Raw genomic sequence first — 24,177 nt, forward strand, 5'->3', positions numbered from 1 at the left:
GCGCCGCCTGAGCAGCTCCCGATGCCAGCGCAAGTCTCGGGGCAGAGCAGCAGCAGAAGGTGCCGCAGTCTGTCTTTGGGCAGGTGGTGCAGAAGGCCGGCGAGGACAGCGCGATCACTGTCATTGAAGGCAGGCTTGCCGACCTGACGCTGCAGGACCAGCAGTTGGTGCCGGAGCACCAGGATCTCGATGTCCTTGCCTCTGTTGCGCATCGGCAGGAGACGTAGGAACGCCAGGGTGTTGGGCGCGGCGAGGTAGGCCAGGCGCAGCAGCACGACAGATCATGATGCCGTCGGGACCTTGTACCGGTAGGTTCGGCGGCGGGTTCGCCGCGGTCCCCGTGGTGGTGTGGACGGACGCCGCGCTCGGCGCGGACGCGATGCGGGTGGCGACGGTCACCTCGGCCGTGGTGATGGTGGTGAACGCGGCGTTCGCGACGGCCGTCACGGCCCGGCGCGTGCTCGGCGCCCTCCGCGGCAGTACGGGGCTGCTCCTCCCGCTGGCGGCCGGGGCCACGGCCGGTGCGTTCGCCACCCGCCTCGCCCCACCGGTGCTGGTCTTCGAGTGATGTCGGGGTCCAGGGCGGGGAGGCTCGGGCCGATCCCGGACCGCGGCAGCACAGCGCGCCTACGGCACCGACAGGACTGGCATCCACGGCCGGTCGACGGCGTCGCCGACGTCCCGGCCGAGCAGGCGTGGTGGCCTTCCAGCACCGCTTCTCCGTCTGGGCCGAAGTGGTGGGCGCCACGGGCATCGAGCCCACCGTCCCCGTCCCCGACTCGAGCAAGTAACCCGAGCCCAGCGGCTCCGTCGCGAGGTCCCGCGGGATCACCTCCCCGTCCGCGGGACCGCCGCAGAACACCGTCGTTCCAGCAGAAAGCGACCGCACCATGACCAGAACATCGCCGGAGCCGCCGGGCGCCACCGCCATCGCCGACCCGGGCCGGCCCTCCTCGGCGGAGCAGCGCGCCGTGGCCAAGGCGATCCGTCACATCATCCCCTCGCCGTGATCGGCCTCTTCGTGTCGTTCATCGACCGGACCAACATCGCCGTCGCCGGACCCGCCATGGAGGGGCGCTGGGTCTCACACCAGCGGTCTTCGGCCTGGCCTCCGGCCTGTTCTTCGTGGGGTACGTCCTCTTCGAGATCCCCTCGAACCTGGCGCTGCGGCGCTTCGGCGCCAAGCTGTGGATAGCGCGGATCATGATCACCTGGGGGATCATCTGCGTGCTGACCGCCCTGGTGCAGGGGGTGACATCGCTCTACGTCACTCGCCTGCTGCTCGGTGTCGCCGAGGCCGGGTTCTAAGCGTCGGCATCTCAGCGGGCATAGCGCAGCAGGCGCTGCATCGGCCCCGGCCGGGCCAGGCCGGCCTGCTCGGCCAGCTGCCGGCAGTTCTTCCGCTCGGCACGCGACAGCAGCCCGAGCGGATAGGTGCGGGCACTCGCCCGGGGTTCAACTCGACCGAAGTGTCCTACGATCCGGGCCATGGCCTGGTCGAACATCGCCCGCCAGCGGGCGGGGTCTACGCTATGGCCAGCGGCCACCGCACGATCTTCGTTTGTCCACACACCGACCGATCATCACGCGGTGGCCGTACCCGTTCCCGGCCGGGTACGGCCCCAAGATCGCGAAGTCAGACTGGAGTACTAGGGTGCCGAAGCCGCCCTCGCCCATCCAGCGTCGCGACTGTTGACGTCCCCAGGCCCTAGCCGGTAACTGTTTACCAGCCACCTTCAAACCGGTTTAGAAGTCGGCCAAGCCGAAGCCGTGACCGAATCAGCACCCGGAAGACCTCGTCAACCGACGCACGCCCCCACGGCAGCGTTGTCAGGATCTGGGCGCGCCCAAAGGAGTCCGCATGACGGAAAACGGAGTCGTACCCCTGCCCGATCGACGTCGCGTCCTACTCGGGGGCCTCGGGATCACCGCCGGTGTCGCCGGGCTGACGCTGTCGGTGCCAGCTCTCGCGCGGGCTGCGGAGGCCGGTGGGAGTCGAGCGGTCACGGATGACATTCAGCTCATCGTCGGACGCCTGCAGCAGCGGTTTCTTGCCCAGGGCGACCAGGTGAGGATCGCCAATGGCATCTTCCTCGCCCGTACGTCCGAGGCCCTGTCCTATGTCGAGTCCCTGCACGCCGACGGCTCGTGGCCCGATGTGGACTACGACGACACCACCAGTTCCGCCAACGGTCGGGTCTGGTCGCCCTATCACGCGCTGTACCGCATGATCGCAATGGCTCACGCCTACCGTGACCCGGATGCCGCGGGCTACGGCAAACCGGAGCTGATCGAGGCTCTGAACCGTGCGCTTCTCTACTGGGACAGTGTCAAACCGACCAGCACGAACTGGTGGGAAGTCGAGATCGGCAAGTCGATGGCCATGGGCCGGGTGTCGATCTTCGTCGGCGACGAACTCAGCACCGAGGCGCGGGAGGTGACCTACGCCCACAACACCGGCCGCCTGGACCCGGCCGGGGCGAACGGCTCCTGGAGGACCGAGAACTACCTCTATGAGGCCGTCGCGAAGCACGCGACCGCCGACATCGAGCAGGGTTACGCCACCATGTCGCAAACGGTCGCCGTCGACAGCAGCGGTAAGGTCACCGAGGCCGTGCAGGTGGACTCGTCCTTCTGGGCACATGGGGCGCAGCTCTACAGCGAGGGCTACGGCATGGCCCTGTTCACCATCGTCGCGGCCTGGGCCGATGTCGCGCGCGGCACCAGCTTCGCCTTCTCGCCCGAGGACATCGACGCCATCGCCTTCTACATCCTTGACGGGACCCGCTGGCTGATCCGCGGGGAGATCGGGATGATGTATCTCGGGTACCGTCCCCCCAATACCATCGATGGCATTACGAGTTACGCGGCCGACTTCCTCGAGCCGCTCGCCCGGATGGTGCGGGCCGATGAGAGAAACTCGGCGGCGTATCAGCGGCTTGCCGACAATATCCGCGGGAAGATCCGGGAGAACGGCGTCACCGGGCATAAGTACTTCTGGCGCTCGGAGTTCTCCTCACATCTGCGGGACGCGTATGGAATCTTCACCAGGGTCAATTCCCCTCGTATGAAGGGCAGCGAGTACCGCTCCACCTTCCGGCCCGAAGTCGGAAACGAGATCGACTGGAATGCGGCGGGAGCCACCTCGATCCAGGTCACGAACCGGGAATACGACGACCTCGTACCCGCCTTCGACTGGTTCCACTACCCGGGTGTCACCGCGCCTTACACCAAGGTGACGACGCAGTCGAGTCCCGCCAACCGCGGCAGCTTCACCGGCGGCGTCTCCAACGGGCGTTACGGGGCAAGCGTCTTCACCCTCGACCGGTTCTCGACGACGGGGCGCAAGAGCTACTTCTACTTCGACGATGAGATGGTCGCGCTCGGCGCCGGGATCAGTTCCACCTCGCAGCACGCCGTCCATACGACCGTCAATCAGGGAGCGGCCCGGCCCAATGCCTCCGTCGGCGGCAAGGCCGTACGCCCGGGGACCGATTCAGCTGCCACCGGCGCCTCATGGGCGTACAACGACGAGATCGGCTATGTCTTCCCGGAGGGTGGGCCGTTGAAGGTCTCGAACAAGGAGCAGACCGGGAGCTGGCTCGACCGTGATCCGGTGAAGCGGAATGCCTTTACCCTCTTCTTCGACCACGGCACCACCCCGGATGGAGCCAAATACGCCTACATCCTCCTTCCCGGCGCGACACCCGAAAGGGTCCGCTCCTATGCGGCCAAGCCGGTCGTCAAGATCCTGCGCAACGACGAGCAGGTCCAAGCGGTCCGCCACCCGCGGCTGCGGCTGACGATGGCGACCTTCCATGCCGCGGGCTCCCTCGACCTGGGATCAGGCCGCACGCTGCGGGTCGATCAGCCCGCCATCATCATGCTCGACGAGGACGGCAGCTCCGCCGTGGTGAGCGTCGCCAACCCCGACCAGCCCGGCCTGACGGTCTCCGTCACCCTTGCCGCCCCCGGCCGCACCCGTCGTGCCAGCTTCCCGCTGGGCGACGGCCCGAACCTCGGCAAGACGGTGACGCAGCCCCTCAGGTGACGCGAAGCGCAGACTTAAACCGGCTTGCGGCCGACGGCTTCTCTCCGTCGGCCGCAAGTCAGTCCCCGACCCTACTCAGTGGCTCTTCACAGATCACGGTGCCGGGTCCGCGCCACGTCCCGGTGGTATCTGGCTCTCCAACCCGAAGCGGCCATCGCACCTTGTACATCGGCTGCCGAGGTGGCGGCGGAGATGGCACGCGTCCGCTCGAACACCGTGGCCATCGGCAGGCCCAGCGTTCGCTCCCGGTTCTGCCCGACCGGTCGAACCGGCTTGGGCAGAACCGAGGCCAATAGTTCGGCCGCCGGTATACCGCTGCGCGCACCCGCGCTGCCACGGTGGCACCGGACGAGGCGAGCCCCGGCCCAACAGCCCGCGCCACACCCGCAACGGTGAAGAGCCGGTTCACAGGTCAGAGGCGTCAGTCCGCGGTCCGCTCCAGGGCGGCTATGCCGATCGCGCTGTCCGCCATCCCGTAGAACACATAGACAGTCCCCGCGACGCGCTCGATCGCAGTCGGGAAGACAACGTTGCCAAGCGTTCCTACCGTCTCCTCGCGGGTCTCCGGAGACAGCCACGGCTCCTGCGAGCGCGCCAGCACCCGCGCCGGACCGTCCGGGTCCAGCAGCATGCCCCCGGCCCGGTAGACGGCGCCATGGCTGAGCTCGAAGCCCCTCGCGACCGGACCGGTCACACCGTGGTGGATGAGCAGCCAGCCTTCGGGCACCCGCAGCGGCGGCGGACCCGCACCGATCTTCGCCGCCTCGAACGGCATCTCCGGAGCGGCCACCGGAGCGGAGTGCCGCAGCGAGGTCAGCGCCGAAAGATCGCGGCGGGCCGCCTCGGCGTCCACGTACGCGATCCAGATCGACGGGCGGCCGTCGGCCACCCCGGCCGGGGCCGGGGCGCCCTCGCCCGGGCGCAGCCAGTCCAGGTCCCACATCGGCCGGTGCAACATCGCAAAGCTCGCACGGCCGTCGGGGCCGGGCACGATCTCGGGGAAGAAGACAAGGTCTTTATTGGGGAAGAAGTTCAAGTCGGTGGACAGGTGCGACTGATACGTAAAATGCAGTGGGCCCAGACGGCGCCAGCTGATCGTGTCCGCAGAGACGGCCAACGCGGGCCGCGGGCCGAGCGGACCGTAGGCGACGTACGTCATGACGTGCACGCCCAGGTCGGGGATGAAGGTGATGCGGGGGTCTTCCACGCCGGCGTTGTGTGCACCCCGCTCGAAGCCTTCGTCCGGGGACAGCACCACGCCCTGGCGCTCGACGCCGACCGGTACGCCGCCTTCGATCACGACACGGGCGCGGCCGATCCGGGAGACATTGCCTGCCGCGACCATGCGGGGGAAGAGATAGAGCTCGCCGTCGGGTCCCCAGGCGGTGGCCGGATTGAGGACGCCCTCGGCCTCCAGGGGGTCGGTGGGGTCGGCGTTCATGAGCACGCCGACCCGGTTCAGTGCATACGGGAGCGCGCTTTCGGTGTTGAGCCGGGTCATACCTAGCCTTTGATCGCGGATCCGAGGTTGGCGGAAGTGAAGTGGCGCTGGAAGAGCAGAAAGAGGACGACGGCCGGCACCGCCAGCACGCATGCACCGGCGAGCACAGCGCCCATGGGATTGGCCTGGAAGGTGGAATTGGCCTGCGAGAAGTTCGCCAGGCTGACCGCGAGGGGCTGCATCCCCTGGTCCTTGGTCACCAGGAACGGCCAGAGGAACTCGTTCCACGGGCCGATGAAGGTCACTAGCATGGCTGTGAGAATCGCCGGGCGCACCAGTGGCACCGCCACGGAGCGCAGGATGCGCAGCTCACTCGCTCCGTCCATGCGCGCCGCGTCGAAGATCTCGCGCGGGATCTGGAGGAAGTACTGGCGGAAGATGAGCACGGCGACGGAGTTGATGGCGAACGGCAGGATCATTCCGGCGTAGCTGTCGGCGAGGCCGAAGTAACGCACCACCATCACGTACAGCGGGATCATCAGCAGCTGGAACGGGATCGCCTGGACCAACAGGACGAGCGCGAACACCAGGCCGCGGCCGCGGAAGCGCAGGATCGCCAGGGCGTAGCCGGCCAGCAGGCCGAAGACCAGCGTGCAGACCACCACCCCGACCGTCATGATCAGCGAGTTGGCCAGGGCGCCCAAGAGGCTGAACGAGTCGTCGATACCGGCGAGGTTGTCCAGGGTCAGGTTGCTCGGCTTGGGCAGCAGGCCGCCGAGGCCGGTGTCGCGCTTCTTCTGCAGCGCCCCGATGAGCATGTAGTAGAACGGCAGCAGCGCGGCGATGGCGCCGAGGCCGAGCGTGGCGTAGCGCAGGATGCGGGCGATGCGCGCGATGTGGGCCATATCAGTCCCTCTCCATGACGCGCCGGGCGACGGTCGCGATGATGAGCACGCCGGTGACGAGAATCAGTCCGATGGCTGCCGCGGCATCCGGCTCGCCCTGCTCGATACCCCGCTGGTACACCAGCAGCGCGGGGGTGAGCGAGGCGCCGCTCGGGCCGCCGCCGGTGAGCAGGAACGGCTCGGTGAAGAGTTGCCCGGCAGTGATGATCGACAGCAGGATGACGAGCGAGGTGACGGGCCGGACGGCCGGCAGGGTGACGGCCCGGAACGCCTGCCAGCGCCCGGCTCCGTCGGTCAGTGCCGCCTCGTGCAGCTCCTTGGGCACGTTCTGTAGCGCGGCGAGGTAGAGCAGGATGTAGAAGCCGAGCTGCTTCCAGGTGACGTAGACGGCGATGAGCGGCATCACCAGGTGCTTGTTCGCCAGCCAGGACGGGTCCGGGGCCCAGGGGCCGAGGACGTTGTTGACGGCACCGGAGCCGTTGAACAGAAACAGCCAGACCGCCAGCGTGGCGACCGAGGCCGTCACATACGGCACGTAGTACGCCACCCGGAAGAATCCGCGCCAGTGAGTCGCGGCATTCAGTGCCGACGCCAGCGCGAGCGCCAGCACCACGGTCAGCGGAATGTTGATCGCCATGAACAACCCGAGGTTGGCGAAGGCGCGCTGGGTCTTCTCCTCGCCGAGGACCTCGGTGAAGTTGTCGAACCCGACGAACGGGTGCGGCACGGAGACGCCGGGCGCGGTGAAGAAGTAATCGTGGAAGGCCATCCATACGCCGACCCCGAACGGGATGATGAACACGACCAGGACGTAGGCGGTGTACGGCGCGGTCAGGACGAGCCCGAGCGGGCTGTTGCCCAGCCAACGCTGGAGCCGCGAGGCGCCGGGCCGGCGACCCGGGATACGGCGTTCGGTTGCGGCTGCCGGCGGTGCGTGGCGGGGCGATGGCCGGGGGTGCCGGCCGCGGGGCGGATCACCTGCGGCCTGGGTCCCATCGCGGCTGTCGCGGAGTGATTTCATGGTGTGCCTCGTCAGCCGGCGATCTGGTCGTCGATCTGCTGCGCGGCCTTGTCGAAGGTCGACTTCACATCGCCCTTCCCGGGCAGCACCGCGTCTTCCCAGGCTGTGCGGAACGTCTTCCACACCTCGGTCGAGCCGGCGATGTTCGGCACGTCCACCGCCCGCGGCACCGCGTCGGCGAAGGGCCGGTAGAAGGGATTGTCCTTGAGATAGCCCCCCGCGACGGCGGCCACGTCACTGCGGGTGGGGAACTGCCCCGTCTCCTCCAGCAGTGCCGCGTCGTTCTTCGCGCTCATCGAGAACTTGGTGAATTCCCAGGCGGTCCGCTTGTGCTTGCACGAGGTGAACAGACCGACGTTCTTGGAGTCCGCGAACGTCGATGTCTTGTCTGCCGGTATTCCCTCGGCCGTGGGCAGCGGCACCACGCCGTACTTCACCTTGCCGTCGAACTGTCCCTTGCCCCACGGCCCGGCGATGCCCATGGCGGCCACCCCGTCGGCGAACGGACCCGCCCACATGTCGCCGCTGTACGCCTCCGGGGACGAGTATCCGTTGGCGTACATCTGCTGCCAGAAGCCGAGGGTCTGCCGTCCGGCGTCGGAAGTGAAGGTGGCCTTCTTGTCCTTCACCAATTGCGTGCCGCCGGAGTTGGCCAGGTACAGCGGATAGAAGTCGAACAGCGCATTGGTGTAGTCACTGGTCGCCGGCGGATACAAGGCGAACTTCGCCGCCTTACTGCTCTTGATCTTCTTCGCCGCGGCCAGCACATCGTCGTACGTGCTCAGCTTCGGATTCTCGGCGTCCAGGCCGGCCTTCTTGAAGACGTCCTTGTTGTAATAGAGCATGAACGGGTTGGTTTTCCACGGCACTTGATACAACTTGCCGTCCGGGGAACGGAAGCCGTCCGCGGCACCGCCGGAGCGCTTCTTGATGAAGGACTCGGCATCGCCGAAGGTGTCCGAGAGATTCACCAGGCCGCCCTGCTTCTGGAATGCGGCGACCGCCGCCGGAGCGGTGTTGTAGACGAGGCACGGGGTGTTGCCCGCGGTGATCGCGGCCCCGATGACATCTTCGGTGGACTTGCCCGACGGCACCGCCTTGGCGGTGACCTTCTCCTTGGTGTGCTCGGCGTTCCAGGCAGCCACTGCGGCCTTGGCCCAGACCTGCTCCTGCTCATTCGTCGAGTACCAGATGTCGATCGGTCCCGAGGTCGGCCTGCCGCCGTCGGCATCGCCCGAACCGCAGGCGGACAATGGCAGGACAAGCGCTGCGGCGGCGGTCAGCACCGTTACACGCGGAAAACGCCTCATTGTGCCCAACTCCTCTCCATGCGGGTGGTTGAGGGTCCGAAGCGACTCCCCTCTCGTCGCCGCCGGCCCGCCCCGCCAGAATGATCACCGCGGGGTTACGAGCGTCATCAAACCGGTTTAATATCTAAGCGTCAAGGACGGGTGCGAAACGTTTCGGTGACCCGGGTGGCTCAGTTCTGCCACCCAGGAGCCGTACGTCCCGAATCACTGGAAGGCGAGGCGGTATGGTGCGGGGCCAGGACAAACCGGGTGGATCGGCGGACGGTTCCCGCCAGGCGACGCCTCCCCGGCCACGCCGGGGCGGGGGCAGTCGGCCCACGATCGGTGATGTCGCCGCGCTGGCCCAGGTCTCCAAGGCGACGGTCTCCTTCGTCATCAACGACCGCCCCGGTGTCAGCCCGCAGGCGCGCCAGCGGGTCCTGGACGCGATCGACCAGCTGGGCTGGCAGCCCAACGCCGGCGCCCGAGCGCTCTCCACCAAGCGGTCCCAGACCCTCGGCCTGGTGATGCGCCGACCGCCGGAACTGCTGAGTACCGACCCGTTCTTCCCACAGTTCGTCGCCGGCATCGAGACCGGCCTCGCGCCGCTCGGCTACGCGCTCGTGCTGCAGGTCGTCCCCGATGAGGAAACCGAACGGCAGGCGTATGAGCGGCTGGCCCGTGACGGTCGGGTCGACGGCGTGTTCCTCACCGATCTGCGCACCGACGACCCGCGGCCCGCACTCATGACGGAGCTGGGCATCAGCGCACTGATCGTCGGACCACCGCAGCACGGCGGCCGGGTGCCGGCCCTCGGGGTCGACGACGGCAGCGGGGTGCGGCGTGCGGTCAGCCATCTGCGCTCGCTCGGCCACCGGTGGATCGGACACGTCTGCGGCGCCGCGGGGTATGTGCACACCGAGGCCCGGTGCGACGCCTGGCGCGGTGCCCTGGCGGATGCCGGCCTGCCCGAGATCCCACCCGTGGCGGCGGACTTCACCGGTGCGGCCGGCGCCCAGGCCACGCATCAGCTGCTGGACCTGGACCGGCCACCGACCGCCATCGTGTACGCCAACGACCTGATGGCCATCGCCGGGATCACCGCCGCGACCAGCCGCGGGCTGCGGGTCCCCGAGGACCTGTCGGTGGTGGGCTTCGACGACATCCCGCTGGCCGACTGCATCGCGCCACCGCTGACGACGGTGCGCCAGGATGTGCTGACCTGGGGGCGCGCCGCCGCGCAGGCGCTGGTTTCGCTCACCGAGGGAGGAGAGTTCCAGGCTGCCGAGCTCCCGCCGGTGGAATTCGTGGTGCGGGCGAGCACCGCGCCGCCGCGGACTTGAGTGTGGAGCCGTGAGCGGGGGTGCGCAGCAGGCTCTCAGCTTCGGCCGACCGGTCCCGTCGACGTACGCACTACGAGCGAGGCGGCCAGGACGGTCGCATCGACCGCCTCGCGCCTACTCGACCGCGTACTCGTTGAGCTCGGAGAGCAAACCGTCCGCATCATCCCGTTCGATGGTCACACGGCAGGTCGCCGGTTCATCGGCTGACGGTGACGCCGAGGGGAGCCCGGAAGGATGGCAGACCCAGCATCGGGGACTCGGTCCCGCCTTCCTCCAGCCGTACTCCGGACAGGCGACTGGCCGCTATGCGCAAGGCCACGGCCGCTTCTGTGCGCGCCGGGGACGCGCCCGGGCAGCGATGACGGCCGACGCCGAATGCGAGGTGGTGACGGACGTTCGTCCGATACGGGCGCATCCGCTCCGGGACGGGGAAGACCGTCGGGTCGGATCCGCTGCCCATCAGCATCAGCAGCAACTGCGCGCCCTCAGGGATGCTCACCCCGCCCAGTTCGGCGGAGCGGACGGTGACCCGGCGCCACGTAGTGACCGGCGGTTCGCGGCGTAGCACTTCCTCCACCCATGCCTCGGCCAGACCCGTCCGCCCCGGCACGTGCTGCCACAGACCCGGCTCGGTGAGCGCTCGCCGCAGCACCGTGGCGATGAGCTGCCCGGTGTGGCCGCTGCCACGATCCGGCGCGTCCTGCGGCTCCGGTCTGGCGCGTGCCTCGTCTTCTTCACAGGTGCGGCCACGATTCGCAACGTGCCTCACAGTGTGTACTCACGCGGGTGAATATTGCCCACCTCGTGCATGTGCTGAGTTATGTCTGACCTATCTAGCCTCTTCAGGAACCAGTGCAGGGCAAGGCCGCTCCGGCCTGACTCCCAGTTCCCCACCCGAACACGCGTTTCTTCCCGGCACGCGGATGGCGATGACGCAGGTCGTCGAGACTGGATTTCCATGGAGGCGGAATGAACGCGGAATCGTATGACTACATCGTCGTCGGGGCCGGCTCAACCGGCTGCACGGTTGCGGCCCGCCTGTCCGAGGATCCGAACGTCACGGTCGTGCTGATTGAAGCAGGGTCGCCCGCCCGAGGCCGCCTCTTCGAGATCCCCGCGCTTTTCTCTCAGCAGCTCAAGACCGCATTCGACTGGGACTTCGAGACGGAACCCGAGCCCCGGCTCGGAGGGCGCCGAGCCTACCTGCCCCGCGGCCGGGTGATCGGCGGAACCAGCTCGATGAACACGATGCTCTACGTTCGCGGTCACCACCATGACTACGACACATGGGAGCGACTCGGCAACCCGGGCTGGGGCTATGACGATGTCCTGCCGTTCTTCAAGAAGTCCGAGGACAACGAGCGTGGAGCCGACGACTTCCACGGTGCCGGTGGCCCCCTCGCGGTCAGCGACCCCATTTCGGTTCATCCTCTTCTGACGGCATGGGTCGAGGCGGCTCAGGATGCGGGCACAAACACAACCCGGACTTCAACGGACCCGAGCAGGAGGGCGTTGGCTACCACCAGGTCACGCAGCGAAACGGTCTGCGCTGCAGTAGCGCCGCAGCGTTCCTGGAGCCGGCCGCAGGTCGCGCAAACCTCACCGTTCTGCCCTCGACGACCGCTCTGCGCATCTGTTTAGATGGCAGCCAGGCGGTCGGCCTGGAAGTCGACCACCTGGGAACCGTCCGGACAATCCGTGTCAACCGTGAAATCGTGCTGTCCCTAGGGGCCTACAACTCGCCCCATCTGCTACTCCAGTCCGGCGTTGGGCCAGCCGACGAACTCTCCGCAGGGGGAATCACCCCCCTGCACAACCTGCCTGATGTCGGCAGGAACATGCAGGATCACACCGGGTGCTTCATCAGCTTCTTCAGCCGAACCGAGCCGATCCTGGGACCGGACACCTCGCGGGAAGAACAACTCTTGCGCCGGCACGGTACCGGCCCGATGGCCTGGAACGAGGTCGGCGGCTTCTTCAGCTCCAGCGACGATGTCCCCGCCCCTGACATCCAAGTTCATGCAGCACTGGGCATCGTCCGTGACGAAGGTCTTGCCGCGCCACTCGAGCCTGGAATGTCATTCGGTCCTTACGTTGCACGGCCTGCGAGCCGCGGCTCGGTGCGGCTGCGGCATTCCCACCCCTACGCCAAGCCGCGCATCTTTCACAATTACCTCGACGACGCTGACGACCGCCGGCGGCTGCGAGAGGGCGTCCGTCTGTGCATGCGCATCGCCCGTGAACCGCGGCTGACTGCCATGCTGGAATCGGACCTGCGGGCGGCCGCCAACGCCGGACTCGCCCCGGTGTCGGACAGCGACCAGGATATCGACGACTTCATTCGCACTCAATCGTTCTCCTTCTACCACCCGTCCGGCACCTGCATGATGGGCAAGGTCGTCGACCATGAACTTCGTGTGTACGGGCTCGAGAACATCCGCGTGGCAGACACATCGATCATGCCGACACTCGTCACCGGAAACACAAATGCTCCAGCCATCATGATTGGAGAAAAGGCCGCCTCATTCATTCGGACGTCGACAGGCTGAAAGCATTTATGGAACCCCCTCATAAGCCTTAAGAGGGGGCTGACCCATGGGTAATCTGGTCCGCCAGAATTACCCGCTCACGGAGATTCCGATACGTCCCGGTGATCGTTGCAGTGGTGCCACGCAGGGCCGCCGCGGCGTTCGCGTGTGCAGGACGCACGGTGGACGGTCAGCGCGGCCGCCGCGCCGCTGATGGGCGTGGAACCCGCCGGCCAACTTCGACAAACGGCTCAGCGCACACAACGCATGTGAGGGAGTTCTGTTTCATGTCCAGCCCGGTCCGAAAGGACTACACACCTCCGGAGCTTCGGCCCGATGCCCTCGTCTCAGTAGGTGCCGCCGCTGAGATCAGCACTGATGTCCTGATCATCGGCTCCGGCATGGGCGGTTCCGCTCTGGCCTGGGCACTGAAGGACTCCGGCCTTGAGGTACTCGTCGTGGAACGGGGCAATTTCCTTCCGCGTGAGCCCGAGAACTCCCAGCCGACCGAGATGTATATCCGGGGCCGGTACAAGAACGCCGGTTATTGGTACGACGGCGGCTCCGGCAAGCCGTTCGCGCCGGGTGTGTACTACTGGGTGGGTGGAAACACCCGTTTCTACGGCGCCATGCTGCCCCGGTTCCGATGCAGCGATTTCACCGAGGTGGAACACCAGGAGGGCGTCTCGCGCGCCTGGCCGTTCACCTACGACGATCTGGAGCCCTTCTACAACACCATGGAGGGTTTGCTCCAGGTGCACGGGCAGACCGGCGAGGACCCGACCGAGCCGCCGCGCTCCAAGCCGTACCCCTGTCCCGCACTCGACCATGAACCGGAGATCGAGCGGTTCGCCCGATCGCTACGCGGCCAGGGCCTGCATCCGTTCCACACGCCTAACGCCCTGAACGTGGAGACACAGGCCGACCGTGCCGCGGTGACAACGGCCGACGGCTGTCCGGACGAGACCGGTATGAAGTCCGACGCCGAGAACAGAATCCTGCTCCCCGCGCTGCGCGACGGCGTGAAGATCCTCACCGGTGCGCAGGTCACCCGCCTGATCACCTCGCCGGACGGCCACAAGATCGTAGCCGCCGAGGCACGGCACGCGGGCCGTACCGTCCGTATCCACGCCAAGACCTTCGCCGTGGCCGGCGGTGCCGTCAACTCGGCCGCGCTGCTGCTGCGCTCGGCCGACGACCGGCATCCGCGCGGTCTCGGTAACTCGACCGGGCTGCTGGGCCGCAACTACATGGTCCACAACAGCACGTTCTTCGTCGGTGTCAATCCGCTGCGGACCAACCCCACGAAGTGGCAGAAGACCCTCGGCATCAACGACTTCTACGAAGCCGGCCCGGGAACCCCCTTCCCGCTGGGTAACCTCCAGATGCTGGGCAAGCTCCAGGCCCCGATGCTCAAGTCCGCGCGCCCGTGGGCACCGAACTGGGCCCTGAAGTTCATGTCGGCCAGAAGCATCGACATCTATCTGGCGACCGAGGACCTGCCCTCCCTGGAGAACCGGGTACGGGTGGATGGCGACCGCGTCATCATCGACTGGACCCCGACCAACCTCGCCCCCCACCACGAACTCGTGCGCCGGGTGACCAGGGCGGTCCGCAAGTCCGGCTATCCGCTGATCTTCACCCAGCGGATGGGTATTGAGACCAACTCCCACATGTGCGGAACGGCCGCTGCCGGTCACGACCCGGGGTCGAGCGTGCTCGATCCGATGTGCCGCAGTCACGACATCGAGAACCTCTGGGTGGCCGATTCGTCGTTCTTCCCGTCCTCCGCGGCCGTTAACCCGGCCCTGACGATCGGGGCGAACGCTCTGCGTATCGCGCCGGCCCTGGCCAAGGCGACGAAGAGCTGACGCCGCAAGGCGGTCACGTCCGTCGCAGGGTCGGCCTGCGCAGCAGGTCGTGGCCGCGTACGGCCAGTTGCAGCCGCTGCTGGTTGTCGACCCGGGTGAGGTCGAGGCCGAGGATCTCGGAGAGCCGTTCGAGGCGGTGGTAGAGGGTGCGTCGCTGGACGAAGAGTGCGTCGGCCGCGCGCGCCTTGTTGCCACCGCAGTCGAGGAAGGTGCGCAGGGTGGGCAGCAGCGGGTTCTTCACCAGTGCGTCGTGTTCCAGCAGCGGGCCCAGCTCGTCCTCGACGTAACGTCTGAGCTCGGGGCCCTCGGAGAGCGCCACGAGCAGCCGCAGCGCCCCCAGGTCGTCGAAGTGGCGCACCTCCGCGGTGGTGGCCGCCGCCGCGACAGAGGCGGCGCTTTGGCTCTGGCGCAGCGCCAGCGGCAGCGCCGCGGGCTCCACGACCCTGCTGATGCCGCCGCGCAGACCGTGCTCGGCCAGGACGGTGCGCACGTCGGCCGCGTCACCGGGTCCGGACAGGCCGACGACCGCCATGTCGAAGTCCCCGGTGTCGCCCACGATGGCAGGCCGGCCCGTCTCCCACAGCAGCCGGGCCAGGGCGTGGTCCTGGGCCGGTTCGTCGTCCCCCGAGCAGGCGGTGACGACGATCAGGTCCCGGCCGCGCAGATCCTGCCCGAGCGCCAGGCCGAGGCTCACGAACTTCTCACCCGTGATGTCCTCGAGCAGCAGCCGGTTCAGCAGCGCCGTCTGGCGCTGGGAGGCCCGCGCGCCGCTCTCGCGTTCACTCACCAGCGTGATCGCCACGGCCGCGGCGGCCCGCTCCAGCGTGCGCAGCTCGGCCGGGCCCGGCTGCACCCCGCCGTGCAGCAGGTGCAGCCAGCCCCATGACTCGCCCCGCAGGATCACCGGCTGGCGGGCGCAGGGCACGACTTCGCGGAACGACGCCGCCGGCGCGTTGGGGACCTCGCGGCCGTGCGTCACGAGGGAGTGGTGGCGTTCGTGGATGGCCCGGGAGTGCGCGCTCCACTCGTCGACGAGCCGGTCGGCCTCCGGGGTGGCGCCTCCGTACGCGAGCATCTGGTGGGCGGCGTCCTCCAGCACCACGGGCCGCCCGGTTTTGCGGGCCAGTTCCCTGACCACGCCCACGTAGTCCTCGTCGGCCAGCAGCAGGTCCATGAACGCCTGGTTGGTGGCCTCCTCGGCGATCAGCTGCTTGACGCGCATGCCGACCAGCACCTCGTGGACCTGGGCCGATGTCTCGACGAAGGGGATCTCGTCGGCCAGTCCCACCAAGGGCAGGCCGACCGCCTCGGCCTCCTCGACAGCGGCCTGCGGCATGGTGTCGAACATGCGCCCGGCCAGCTCGACGACGAGGGCGGCCGCGTGGGCGTCCGCGAGCCGCCGGACGAAGGCCCGCTGCTGAAGTGCCGTGTCACCCATGCCGAGGCCGGCCGTCAGCAGCATCTCCTGGCCCGTGAGAAAGCGGTGGATGTCCGGGATCTCCCCGGTGTGCACCCAGCGCACGGGGCGGTCGAGATTCCGCCCTCCGGCGTAGACGCGCACCTCGGTGCGGGTGAACACCTCAAGTTGCAGTGCGGCGCGAACCGTCAGGACATCAGTCATGTGCGCATTACCTCAAAGTGTGCAGGATCTACGGCCAATATTGCACACCCTGTGCCTGTCGCCCCACCCCTGTGTTTACCCAGACTTCAGGTCGAGCCCGCAGGCACGACCACCTACAAGGAGTGCAGAGTGTCCTCATCACGCAAAATCATCAAGGCTCCGGCAGCCTCGGAGCCGACACGGACCAGCCGTCCGGAAATCGTCGAGACCGTCGCGGAGGTCATCGCCGACGTGCGCGCCAACGGCGATGCCGCCGTGCGCCGCTGGTCGCAGAAGTTCGACCAGTGGAGTCCGCCGTCCTTCCGGCTGGGCCCCGACGAGATCGTCGCTGGTCTCCTCCGTCCCGGAGACGGTCCTCGACGATCTGCGGTTCGCCCAGCAGCAGGTCCGCGGCTTCGCCCAGGCGCAGCGGGACTCGCTCACCGACTTCGAGGTCGAGACCCTGCCCGGGGTGTTCCTGGGCCAGCGCAACATCCCCGTCGGTGCGTCCGGCGCGTATGTGCCCGGCGGCCGCTATCCGCTCACCGCGTCGGCCCACATGACCGTCCTGACGGCCAAGGTCCCCGGTGTGGAGCGGGTCGCCGCGACGACCCCGCCGGACCGCGGCGCCCCGCCGCCCGTCAGCATCGCCGCGATGCACCTGGCCGGCGCGGACGAGATCTACGTCATGGGCGGTGTCCAGGCCGTGGCGGCCCTGGCCCTGGGCACCGAGACGATCGACCCGGTCGACCTGCTCGCCGGCCCCGGCAACGCCTACGTGGCCGAAGCCAAGCGCCAGCTCTTCGGTGAGGTCGGGATCGACCTGTTCGCTGGCCCCACGGAAGTACTGATCGTCGCAGACCACACCGCCGACCCGTTCGTGGTGGCCACCGACCTGTTGTCCCAGGCCGAGCACGGGCCGGACTCTCCCGCGGTCCTCATCACCACCTCCGAGGACGTGGCCACGCGAACCATCGCCTGGGTGGAGAAACTGCTGCCGGACCTGCCCACCGGCGAGGTCGCCGGGCGGGCCTGGCGCGACCACGGCGAGGTCATCGTGGTTCCCACCCTCACCGCCGCCTACGAACTCGCCGACCGGTACGCCAGCGAGCACGTCCAGATCCTCACGGCCGAGCCCCGCGAGGCCCTGCACCGGATGCGCAACTACGGCGCCCTCTTCCTTGGCGACAAGACATGTGTCGCATACGGTGACAAAGTCATCGGCACCAATCACGTACTGCCCACCCTGGGGGCGGCCCGTTACACCGGCGGTCTCTGGGTCGGCAAGTACCTCAAGACGGTGACCTACCAGGAGATCAGGGACGCCGGGTCCAGTGCCCGGCTCGGCGAGATATGCGGCAGGACGTCCCGCATCGAGAACTTCGAGGGACACGCGCGCTCGTGTGACGTCCGCGCCGCGCGCTACGGATCAGCCCCGCTGGGCTGGGCCGATTACGCCCTCGACCAGGCCTGACCCGCGATGACGGACCAGGGCTTACACCGGACCGCAGGCGCGGCGCGGCATCCGTTCCACAAGGAGCACCTCACCCTCGACCCCGGGAGATCGTCATGTCAGCAACAGAGAACGAGGCGCACACGGCGCCCAGATCCCACCGCGTCCCCCCCTCGGGCGGGACCCCGGGCCTTGTCTCCTCGGCCGAGGACGCGGAACTGCTCGCCGCGCTGGGCTACGAGCAGCGCTTCGACCGCAAGGTCAGCCTGTGGGCGAACTTCGCCCTCGGCTTCGTGTACCTCTCGCCCCTCGTGGGCGTCGTGTCCCTCTTCGCACTCGGTCTGTCGACCGCCGGCGGGCCGTCCGTCTTCTGGATAGCCATCGTCGGAGCCGGGCAGTTCCTCGTCGCGCTGGTCTTCGGGGAGGTCGTCTCGCAGTTCCCGCTCGCCGGCGGGCTCTACCAGTGGGTCCGAAGGCTCTGGAACGGGCGCTACGCCTGGTTCAACGCGTGGACCTACATCTGCTGCATCACCATCGGCATCACCAGCACCGCGCTGTTCAGCTCGGACTTCGTGGCCAGCCTCTTCGGCGGGACCGCCGATGAGCCGGGCATCAGTTCCACCCCCACCGAGCGCCTCTGGATCGCGATCGGCATGACCGTCGTCTGTCTGGTCTGCAACTGCTTCGGCACCAGGACACTGGCCCTGATCTCCAAGATCGGGCTCGCCGCGGAACTGATCGGCATCGTTCTCGTGGGCCTGTACCTGCTGATGTTCGAGCGGCGCAACTCCGTCTCGATCTTCTTCGAGACCAGCAGCTCCACCCACGACAACTACTTCATGGCTTTCATCGCCGCCTCACTCGTCGGGCTGTTCCTCTTCTACGGCTTCGAGGCATGCGGCGAGATCGCCGAAGAGGTCCCCAACCCCTCCCGCAGCATCCCCCGGGCCATGCAGCTGACCGTGGCCGTCGGCGGAGTGGCCGCGCTCCTCGCGTTCGTCGGCTATGCGCTCGCCGCCCCCGACCTGCCCTCGATCCTCTCGGGCAAGGACGCCAACCCGATCCCCTCGATCCTGCAGAGCTCGGTCGGCACCGTGGGCACGAAGGCGGTGCTCATGGTCAGCATCACCTCCTTCATCGCGGGCGTCATGAGCCAGCAGGCCGCTGCGAGCCGGATTGTCTTCTCCTTCGCCCGCGACGACATGTTCCCGGGCTCCCGGGTCTTCTCGCGGATCTCCCGCAAGCACCGTGTCCCCCTGAACGCACTGCTGGCCGTGAACGTCGTTCCACTGGTGATCTTCGTGTTCGTGTACTACTCGCCCGATTCGCTCACCAAGATCGTGGCCTTCCAGATGCTGGCCGGATACGCGGCCTTCATGATGGTGGTGCTCGCCGCGCTGCGGATGCGCCTGAAGGGATGGCGTCCCGCCGGAGCCTGGACCCTCGGCCGCTGGGGATTCGTGGTCAACGTGGCGGCCCTGGCCTACGGTGTCCTCGGGATGGTTCTGCTTGCCTGGCCCACCGGCGAAGCCGGAACCCCGCTCCTGGACCGGTGGATCGCGCTGATCGGCTTCCTCGTCGTCTCGGCCGCGGGCCTCGTCTACTTGCTGGCCGCGAAGCCCGAGCGCAAGTCCACCGCACCGGAAGGTGACGCCCTGGAGATCGCCGAGCAACTGCGCGCCCGCGCCGCGGCCTTCACGCCCACCACCGGAGGGAACATCGCATGACCCGCGTTCTGTACCTGTACGGAGGCTGGCCGGGGCACAAGCCCTACCAGGTCGCCGAGGAATGGGCCATGCCGATCTTCAGGGACCTGGGCTTCGACGTCGACGAGGCCAACGACATCTTCGCGCTCGACGCCGACCTCACCGGCTACGACCTCATCGCGCTCAACTGGAACAACGCCCTCCTGTCCGAGGGGCTGACAGCCGCCCAGGAGGCGAGTCTGCTGGGGGCAGTGGAGGCCGGCACCGGGATCGCCGCCTGGCACGGCGCTGCCGCCGCGTTCCGGACGAGCCTGAAGTACCACTGGCTGATCGGCGGCAGCTTTCTCGAACACCCCGCGGGCGAAGGCGTGAAGTACCCCTACCAGGTCACCGTCACGGACACCGGCCACCCGATCACCGACGGCGTGAAGGATTTCCAAGTCGCCTCCGAGCAGTACTACATGTCCGTCGACCCCAACAACCACGTCCTCGCGGAGACCACCTTCACCGGCGAGCACCTGCCCTGGCTGGAGGACCGGACCATCCCGCAGGCCTGGACCCGCACCTGGGGACAGGGCCGTGTCTTCTACAGCGCGGTCGGACACGACCTCGACGACCTGCAGAACCCGGACGTCACCCGGCTGTGCGCGCAGGGCTTCGCCTGGGCCGCCCGCCGGGGCGCCTGACCCCCACCACCCGAACCGACCCGACTGGGAGCACCCCATGCCTGTCCTCACCGGAGGTCAGATCGTTGCGCGGACCCTGCGCAACTACGGAGTCGACTACGTCGCCGGCATTCCCGGCCACGGCATCTGGTCGCTGACCGACGCCTTCCTCGACGACGAATCCAAGATCCCCTTCATCCAGACCTTCCACGAGCAGAGCGCCGTCCACCTCGCGGACGGCTACTACCGGGTCACCGGGCGTCCTCAGGCCGCGGTGACCTCCATCGGTGCCGGCGCCAGCAACACCGTCATCGGCATGGGCACCGCCTTCACCGACTCCACCAGCGTCCTGGTCATCACCGGCGGCCCGCCGACCCATATGCGCGGTCACGGACTGCTCCAGGAGCTCGACCGCTACACGGCCAACGACTTCCCCAAGGTGGCCGAAGCCGTCAGCAAACGGCACTGGGTTGTCACCCGTGTCGAGGAGCTTCCCTTCGTCCTGCACCGCTGTTTCAACTCCATGCTGACCGGCCGTCCGGGCCCAGTGCACCTCGAAGTCCCGATGGACGTGCAGGCCGAGGCCGCGCACGTGGAGCTCCACGACCTCGAACGGCGCCTCCCCGTCGGCCGCCAGCACCCCGACCCGGAGGCCGTGGAACGCGCTGTCGACGTGCTGCGCGCGGCCACCCGGCCGGTCATCGTGGTCGGCGGCGGTGCGATCACCTCCGAGGCGTCCGACCAGGTCCTCGCCCTCGCCGAGCGGTGGAAGATCCCGGTCGTCACCACATGGAACGGGAAGAGCGCCTTCCCGGAGGACCACGAACTGTTCGCGGGCAGCGTCGGCCAGACCGGCACGATCGTCGGCAACGCCATCGCCGGCTCCGCCGACGTCGTCGTCTCCGTCGGCTGTCGCTTCACCGACTGGTCCGCCTCCAGCTACGCCAAGGGCGTCACCTTCTCCATCCCGCCCGCGAAGCTGATCCACATCGACATCGACCCGCACGAGATCGGCAAGAACTACCCGGCCGAGGTCGGCATCGTCGCGGACGCGCAACGGGCGGTCGCCGCGATCGTGGACTCGCTGCCCGCCAAGGGCGCCGACCGCACCGAGTACCTGGCCGAACTCGCCGCGCTCAAGGAGCAGTGGGAGGAGAAGCTCGCCGGCCGCCGCGACAGCGACCGCTTCCCGTTCACCTCGCAGCGCCCGCTGGGCGCCCTGCGCTCCGTCCTCCCGCGCGATGCGATCATCGTTGCCGGTTCGGGCAACACCCAGGGCGCGGTCAAGCAGACCTTCCCCGTCTACTCGCCGCGCACGCACCTCACCTCCGGCGGCTTCTCCTCCATGGGCTGGGCCGTACCGGCCGCCATTGGCGCGAAACTGGCCCGGCCGGAGAGCCCTGTGGTGTGCGTGCTCGGCGACGGCGACTTCCTCATGACTGCCCAGGAGATCGCCCTGAGCGTCACCGCCGGCGCCCCGGTGGTCTTCGTCGTGCAGAACAACGCCGGCTACATGTCGATCCGCGGCGGCCAGCGCAAGCAGACCTCACGGCACATCGGCGTCGAGTTCTCGCACCCCGACGGCTCGCCGTACAGTCCCGACTTCGCCGCCATGGGCCGGTCCTTCGGGATCGAGTCGTGGAAGGTCAACGACGCCGCGTCGCTGGAAGAGACCCTGCTCAAGGCCGTCCAGTCGGGCGCCCCGGCCCTGGTCGAGGTACCGACGGACCGCGACGCCGCCGGCCCCTGGGTGCCTGGCTGGTGGGACTTCCCGGTGCCGGCGTACATCACGGACGAGCGGCAGGACGAGTACCAGCGGACCAGGGCCACGGAACAGCACCTCTGAGAGGGCGTTTGATGTAGGTGAATTACCCCTTAATGCTGGCAGTCCCTCGCCAGGCGGGTATGGTCTCGTCCGATACCCGCTTGGCGAGGTTGTCGATCGAAGCGATGTGGACCATGGCTTCGCAACTGGCGTTGAGGTCGGGCACGTCGGGGTTGCCCCACCGGTGGCGTCGCGCTTGAACCAGATGTTCGGGAAGGCGAGGAAGCGGTGCCAGGCCACGCCACTCCGCTGCCCAGGGGCGAGGAGCCGTCCTTCGCACTACGCGCCCACGAGGCCCTCGACGCCAAGCGCCGGATCGCGGCCGAGGTGTCCTCGCTCATCGCCGACGGCGAGACCGTCGTCCTCGACAGCGGCACCACCTGCCTGGAGGTCGCCCGCCTGCTGTGTGGACGGCAGGTCACCGTGATGCCCCTGTCCTTGCAGGCCATTCACGTACTCGGCGGCTCTCCGAGCCCGACCACCCTGATGGTGCCGGGCGGACGGCCCCGCGCCGCCGAAGGCGCCCTGACCGGGTCCCTCGCCCTCGCCTTCCTTACGGCGCTGCGCTTCGACTCCGCGGTCCTCGGCTGCTGCGGCCTGAGTGCTGCGGCCGAGGGCCAAAACCGTCTGACGAGGCCACCGCGCGGGGCGCACCGCACCGCGAACCGAGTAAGGACTTGCCCAACATGACCACCACCATCACGCAGGACGCTCACGCCGTCCTGCTGCCCGCGGTCGACGGATTCACCATCCCCGACTCCTTGGCCTCACTGCTCGCCTCCGGCACCCGCTCCGTGATCATCGGAGAGTCCCGCGCCGAGTACGTAGCCCGTGCCATGACCGAGGAGCGGCAGACAACCGAGACCCCGCAGCAGTTCATCGACTTCACCACACGGCTGCGCGCCATCGCCGGCGCGAGCGTGCTCGTCGCCGTCGACCAGGAGCCCTGGGGGACCAAGCGGCTGCACCGCCTCGTCCCCGGCCTGCCCGACTTCGGACCGGACACCGACCCGGCGGACGTGGAGCGTTCCGCCCACGAACTGGGTCATGCCGCCCTGCGACTGGGCGTCAACACCTTCTTGTCCCCTGTGTGCGACCGCCTGACGGGAGACAACCCCTGGCTGCGGGGGCGCACCCTGGACCTCCCTCCGGCCCGTATCGGAGAACTGGCGGCAGCCTTCGTCACCGGCGTGCAGCGCGCAGGTGTCACAGCCGTCACCAAGCACTTCCCCGGCTTTCCAGAGGTCACCGCGGATCCTGCTCTGGACGTGGCACACGTTCCCGAAGGTTGCTGGACCGAAAGCGCCCTCATCCCCTTCGCCGCCTGCGTCCGGGCCGGCACACGAGCCGTCATGATGGGCCCGGCCCCCGTCGCCGCGCTCGACGGCGACGAAGCCGCCCTCGCTTCCCCCGCCACGGTCGCGCTCCTTCGGGACCTGGGCTTCGACGGCCTGATCGTCAGCGACGACCTCGATGCCCCCGCCACCCTCCGGGGGCGCACCGCCCCCCGGACCGCGGTGGCCGCCATCCGCGCCGGTGTGCACCTCCTGCTCGCGCCCGAGGACGGACACCTCGGCGACGTCGCCGCCGCCCTGATCGAGACCGCCGAAGGCGACACCGCCTTCGCCCACGTCCTTCACGGCGCGGCCGAACGCGTCCGCGCCCTGGCCGGCCGACAGGGTTCGGCGAGGTGACCGGCCCGTGGCGCGCCCCCGGCGGTTCAGCCGCCCTTGGTCGCCCGCGCGAGAGCAGGGGCGACGCGCAGCGCGTTCGCCCCGATCGTCAGGGCCGGATTGAGCGCCGCGGAGGACGGAAGAACGAGAGTCGGTCACCCAGAGGTTTTCGACGCCGTGGCTGCGGCAGAACGGATTGAGGACGCTTTGTGTCGGGTCCCCGCCGCCACGATCAGGCGCAAGCAGGTACTCGGCGGACTGCTCAGCGAGTACCACACCACGCCACCCCGACCGCCTCACCATCCACAGGAAACGCCCAGTTCAGCAGCCTGATCGGAATACTGACACCCTTCAGGCGCGCCGGGCGCGAGGTGACGGTTGCCGGGCGGGAGCGAGCGGCCGGGACTCATACGTCGGTGCGGATCACCACCACCAGGGTGCGCGGGCCGTGCACTCGACGCGCTCCAGCTCGATGTCGGACGTGGCCGACGGTCCACTGATCAGCGTCGTCGGGCGCTCCGGGACCAGCCGGGCGACCGCCTTCGGCACACCGACCACCACCGACGACAGGGCGACGACGCAGACGTGCAGGTCGGGGACGAGAGACAACGCGCGCCGGCCCTGATCGGGGGAGCCGTCCAGGAAGATCGTGCCGGTATCCGCGCAGCTGACCGCAGACGCGGTCACCTGTGGGGCTCGAATAATCGTCGCTCCTGGTCAAGCGGCATAGCTGTACTCGTTGATCACGCCGCCGAGGATGCGGGTGCGCAGGACTCGTCGGCTGGCTGGTTTCAGGACCGGAGGTG

Annotated in this window: 17 protein-coding genes and 5 pseudogenes; 13 read left to right on the forward strand and 9 right to left on the reverse strand. The window is 68.4% G+C overall.

From position 1 onward, the window contains the following. A pseudogene (locus ACFXB5_RS40965) lies at window positions 1-275 on the reverse strand (hypothetical protein); the annotation flags it as partial. An 8-nt stretch (window positions 276-283) separates the two neighbouring features. Here ACFXB5_RS40965 and ACFXB5_RS40970 point away from each other — a divergent pair. Then, window positions 284-556: pseudogene (locus tag ACFXB5_RS40970) on the forward strand (hypothetical protein); the annotation flags it as partial. Between the two features lie 569 nt (window positions 557-1,125). Continuing rightward, window positions 1,126-1,308 (forward strand): hypothetical protein, encoded by a 183-nt coding sequence (locus ACFXB5_RS40975; RefSeq protein ID WP_240450468.1) that lies wholly within the window; start codon window positions 1,126-1,128, stop codon window positions 1,306-1,308. Window positions 1,309-1,319: 11 nt separating this feature from the next. On the opposite strand, the gene ACFXB5_RS40980 is transcribed toward ACFXB5_RS40975, so the two are convergent. Continuing rightward, a complete protein-coding gene (locus ACFXB5_RS40980) occupies window positions 1,320-1,547 on the reverse strand; it encodes a hypothetical protein (protein ID WP_385218444.1) in 228 nt (75 codons plus the stop codon). Between the two features lie 314 nt (window positions 1,548-1,861). On the opposite strand from ACFXB5_RS40980, the gene ACFXB5_RS40985 reads away from it, so the two are divergent. Then, entirely contained in the window at window positions 1,862-4,051 is a 2,190-nt protein-coding gene (locus tag ACFXB5_RS40985) for a polysaccharide lyase family 8 super-sandwich domain-containing protein (RefSeq protein WP_385218446.1), read from the forward strand. A gap of 421 nt (window positions 4,052-4,472) precedes the next feature. Here the strand turns inward: ACFXB5_RS40985 and ACFXB5_RS40990 are convergent, their stop codons facing one another. Genes ACFXB5_RS40990 through ACFXB5_RS41005 form a run of 4 tightly spaced genes read right to left on the reverse strand, consistent with a single transcriptional unit; the run spans window position 4,473 to window position 8,728 of the window. Beyond that, complete coding sequence (locus ACFXB5_RS40990) at window positions 4,473-5,552, reverse strand: glycosidase (RefSeq protein ID WP_385218448.1); 1,080 nt, start codon at window positions 5,550-5,552, stop codon at window positions 4,473-4,475. A gap of 2 nt (window positions 5,553-5,554) precedes the next feature. Beyond that, window positions 5,555-6,388, reverse strand: a complete 834-nt coding sequence (locus tag ACFXB5_RS40995) for a carbohydrate ABC transporter permease (RefSeq protein ID WP_137970438.1) — start codon at window positions 6,386-6,388, stop codon at window positions 5,555-5,557. 10 nt (window positions 6,389-6,398) lie between these two features. Continuing rightward, entirely contained in the window at window positions 6,399-7,418 is a 1,020-nt protein-coding gene (locus ACFXB5_RS41000) for a carbohydrate ABC transporter permease (RefSeq protein ID WP_385218451.1), read from the reverse strand. Between the two features lie 11 nt (window positions 7,419-7,429). Further along, window positions 7,430-8,728 (reverse strand): extracellular solute-binding protein, encoded by a 1,299-nt coding sequence (locus ACFXB5_RS41005; protein ID WP_385218454.1) that lies wholly within the window; start codon window positions 8,726-8,728, stop codon window positions 7,430-7,432. A gap of 224 nt (window positions 8,729-8,952) precedes the next feature. Between ACFXB5_RS41005 and ACFXB5_RS41010 the strand changes: the two genes are divergently transcribed. Continuing rightward, the gene (locus ACFXB5_RS41010) at window positions 8,953-10,050 is read left to right on the forward strand and encodes a LacI family DNA-binding transcriptional regulator (RefSeq protein ID WP_385218456.1); all 1,098 of its coding nucleotides are present in this window, start codon (window positions 8,953-8,955) and stop codon (window positions 10,048-10,050) included. A gap of 196 nt (window positions 10,051-10,246) precedes the next feature. Here ACFXB5_RS41010 and ACFXB5_RS41015 read toward each other — a convergent pair whose 3' ends face one another. Next, a complete protein-coding gene (locus ACFXB5_RS41015) occupies window positions 10,247-10,819 on the reverse strand; it encodes a cytochrome P450 (RefSeq protein ID WP_385218458.1) in 573 nt (190 codons plus the stop codon). Window positions 10,820-11,019: 200 nt separating this feature from the next. Between ACFXB5_RS41015 and ACFXB5_RS41020 the strand changes: the two are divergent. The 3 genes and pseudogenes from ACFXB5_RS41020 to ACFXB5_RS41030 all read left to right on the forward strand — a co-directional run. Beyond that, window positions 11,020-11,843, forward strand: a pseudogene (locus ACFXB5_RS41020) (GMC family oxidoreductase); the annotation flags it as partial. 45 nt (window positions 11,844-11,888) lie between these two features. Further along, window positions 11,889-12,599, forward strand: a complete 711-nt coding sequence (locus ACFXB5_RS41025; RefSeq protein WP_385218473.1) for a GMC oxidoreductase — start codon at window positions 11,889-11,891, stop codon at window positions 12,597-12,599. Between the two features lie 266 nt (window positions 12,600-12,865). Further along, the gene (locus ACFXB5_RS41030; RefSeq protein ID WP_385218460.1) at window positions 12,866-14,449 is read left to right on the forward strand and encodes a GMC oxidoreductase; all 1,584 of its coding nucleotides are present in this window, start codon (window positions 12,866-12,868) and stop codon (window positions 14,447-14,449) included. 13 nt (window positions 14,450-14,462) lie between these two features. Here ACFXB5_RS41030 and ACFXB5_RS41035 read toward each other — a convergent pair whose 3' ends face one another. After that, the gene (locus ACFXB5_RS41035) at window positions 14,463-16,070 is read right to left on the reverse strand and encodes a PucR family transcriptional regulator (protein WP_385218462.1); all 1,608 of its coding nucleotides are present in this window, start codon (window positions 16,068-16,070) and stop codon (window positions 14,463-14,465) included. Window positions 16,071-16,317: 247 nt separating this feature from the next. On the opposite strand from ACFXB5_RS41035, the gene hisD reads away from it, so the two are divergent. From hisD to ACFXB5_RS41065, 6 genes and pseudogenes are all read left to right on the forward strand, one after another. Further along, the gene (gene hisD / locus ACFXB5_RS41040; protein ID WP_385218464.1) at window positions 16,318-17,523 is read left to right on the forward strand and encodes a histidinol dehydrogenase; all 1,206 of its coding nucleotides are present in this window, start codon (window positions 16,318-16,320) and stop codon (window positions 17,521-17,523) included. A gap of 95 nt (window positions 17,524-17,618) precedes the next feature. Then, window positions 17,619-19,229, forward strand: a complete 1,611-nt coding sequence (locus ACFXB5_RS41045) for an APC family permease (RefSeq protein WP_385218466.1) — start codon at window positions 17,619-17,621, stop codon at window positions 19,227-19,229. Next, window positions 19,226-19,894 carry a ThuA domain-containing protein gene (locus ACFXB5_RS41050; RefSeq protein ID WP_385218468.1) on the forward strand — a complete coding sequence of 223 codons (669 nt, stop codon included), beginning with the start codon at window positions 19,226-19,228 and terminating at the stop codon, window positions 19,892-19,894. The genes ACFXB5_RS41045 and ACFXB5_RS41050 overlap by 4 nt, the downstream gene beginning before the upstream one ends. 37 nt (window positions 19,895-19,931) lie before the next feature. After that, window positions 19,932-21,719 (forward strand): thiamine pyrophosphate-binding protein, encoded by a 1,788-nt coding sequence (locus tag ACFXB5_RS41055; RefSeq protein WP_385218469.1) that lies wholly within the window; start codon window positions 19,932-19,934, stop codon window positions 21,717-21,719. 213 nt (window positions 21,720-21,932) lie between these two features. Continuing rightward, window positions 21,933-22,307, forward strand: a pseudogene (locus ACFXB5_RS41060) (decarboxylase); the annotation flags it as partial. Window positions 22,308-22,384: 77 nt separating this feature from the next. After that, the gene (locus tag ACFXB5_RS41065) at window positions 22,385-23,392 is read left to right on the forward strand and encodes a glycoside hydrolase family 3 N-terminal domain-containing protein (RefSeq protein WP_385218471.1); all 1,008 of its coding nucleotides are present in this window, start codon (window positions 22,385-22,387) and stop codon (window positions 23,390-23,392) included. A 385-nt stretch (window positions 23,393-23,777) separates the two neighbouring features. On the opposite strand, the pseudogene ACFXB5_RS41070 reads toward ACFXB5_RS41065, so the two are convergent. Then, window positions 23,778-24,058: pseudogene (locus ACFXB5_RS41070) on the reverse strand (LUD domain-containing protein); the annotation flags it as partial. Window positions 24,059-24,177 lie beyond the last annotated feature (119 nt).

It is taken from the genome of Streptomyces sp. NPDC059455, assembly GCF_042750115.1.
GTDB lineage: Bacteria > Actinomycetota > Actinomycetes > Streptomycetales > Streptomycetaceae > Streptomyces > Streptomyces endocoffeicus.

Coding starts and splice junctions, on each gene's coding strand:
- ACFXB5_RS40985 (WP_385218446.1), top strand. CDS start 1,862: ATGACGGAAAACGGAGTCGTACCCCTGCCCGATCGACGTCGCGTCCTA.
- ACFXB5_RS40990 (WP_385218448.1), bottom strand. CDS start 5,552: ATGACCCGGCTCAACACCGAAAGCGCGCTCCCGTATGCACTGAACCGG.
- ACFXB5_RS41000 (WP_385218451.1), bottom strand. CDS start 7,418: ATGAAATCACTCCGCGACAGCCGCGATGGGACCCAGGCCGCAGGTGAT.
- ACFXB5_RS41005 (WP_385218454.1), bottom strand. CDS start 8,728: ATGAGGCGTTTTCCGCGTGTAACGGTGCTGACCGCCGCCGCAGCGCTT.
- ACFXB5_RS41010 (WP_385218456.1), top strand. CDS start 8,953: ATGGTGCGGGGCCAGGACAAACCGGGTGGATCGGCGGACGGTTCCCGC.
- ACFXB5_RS41025 (WP_385218473.1), top strand. CDS start 11,889: ATGCAGGATCACACCGGGTGCTTCATCAGCTTCTTCAGCCGAACCGAG.
- ACFXB5_RS41030 (WP_385218460.1), top strand. CDS start 12,866: ATGTCCAGCCCGGTCCGAAAGGACTACACACCTCCGGAGCTTCGGCCC.
- ACFXB5_RS41035 (WP_385218462.1), bottom strand. CDS start 16,070: ATGACTGATGTCCTGACGGTTCGCGCCGCACTGCAACTTGAGGTGTTC.
- hisD (WP_385218464.1), top strand. CDS start 16,318: ATGCCGCCGTGCGCCGCTGGTCGCAGAAGTTCGACCAGTGGAGTCCGC.
- ACFXB5_RS41045 (WP_385218466.1), top strand. CDS start 17,619: ATGTCAGCAACAGAGAACGAGGCGCACACGGCGCCCAGATCCCACCGC.
- ACFXB5_RS41050 (WP_385218468.1), top strand. CDS start 19,226: ATGACCCGCGTTCTGTACCTGTACGGAGGCTGGCCGGGGCACAAGCCC.
- ACFXB5_RS41055 (WP_385218469.1), top strand. CDS start 19,932: ATGCCTGTCCTCACCGGAGGTCAGATCGTTGCGCGGACCCTGCGCAAC.
- ACFXB5_RS41065 (WP_385218471.1), top strand. CDS start 22,385: ATGACCACCACCATCACGCAGGACGCTCACGCCGTCCTGCTGCCCGCG.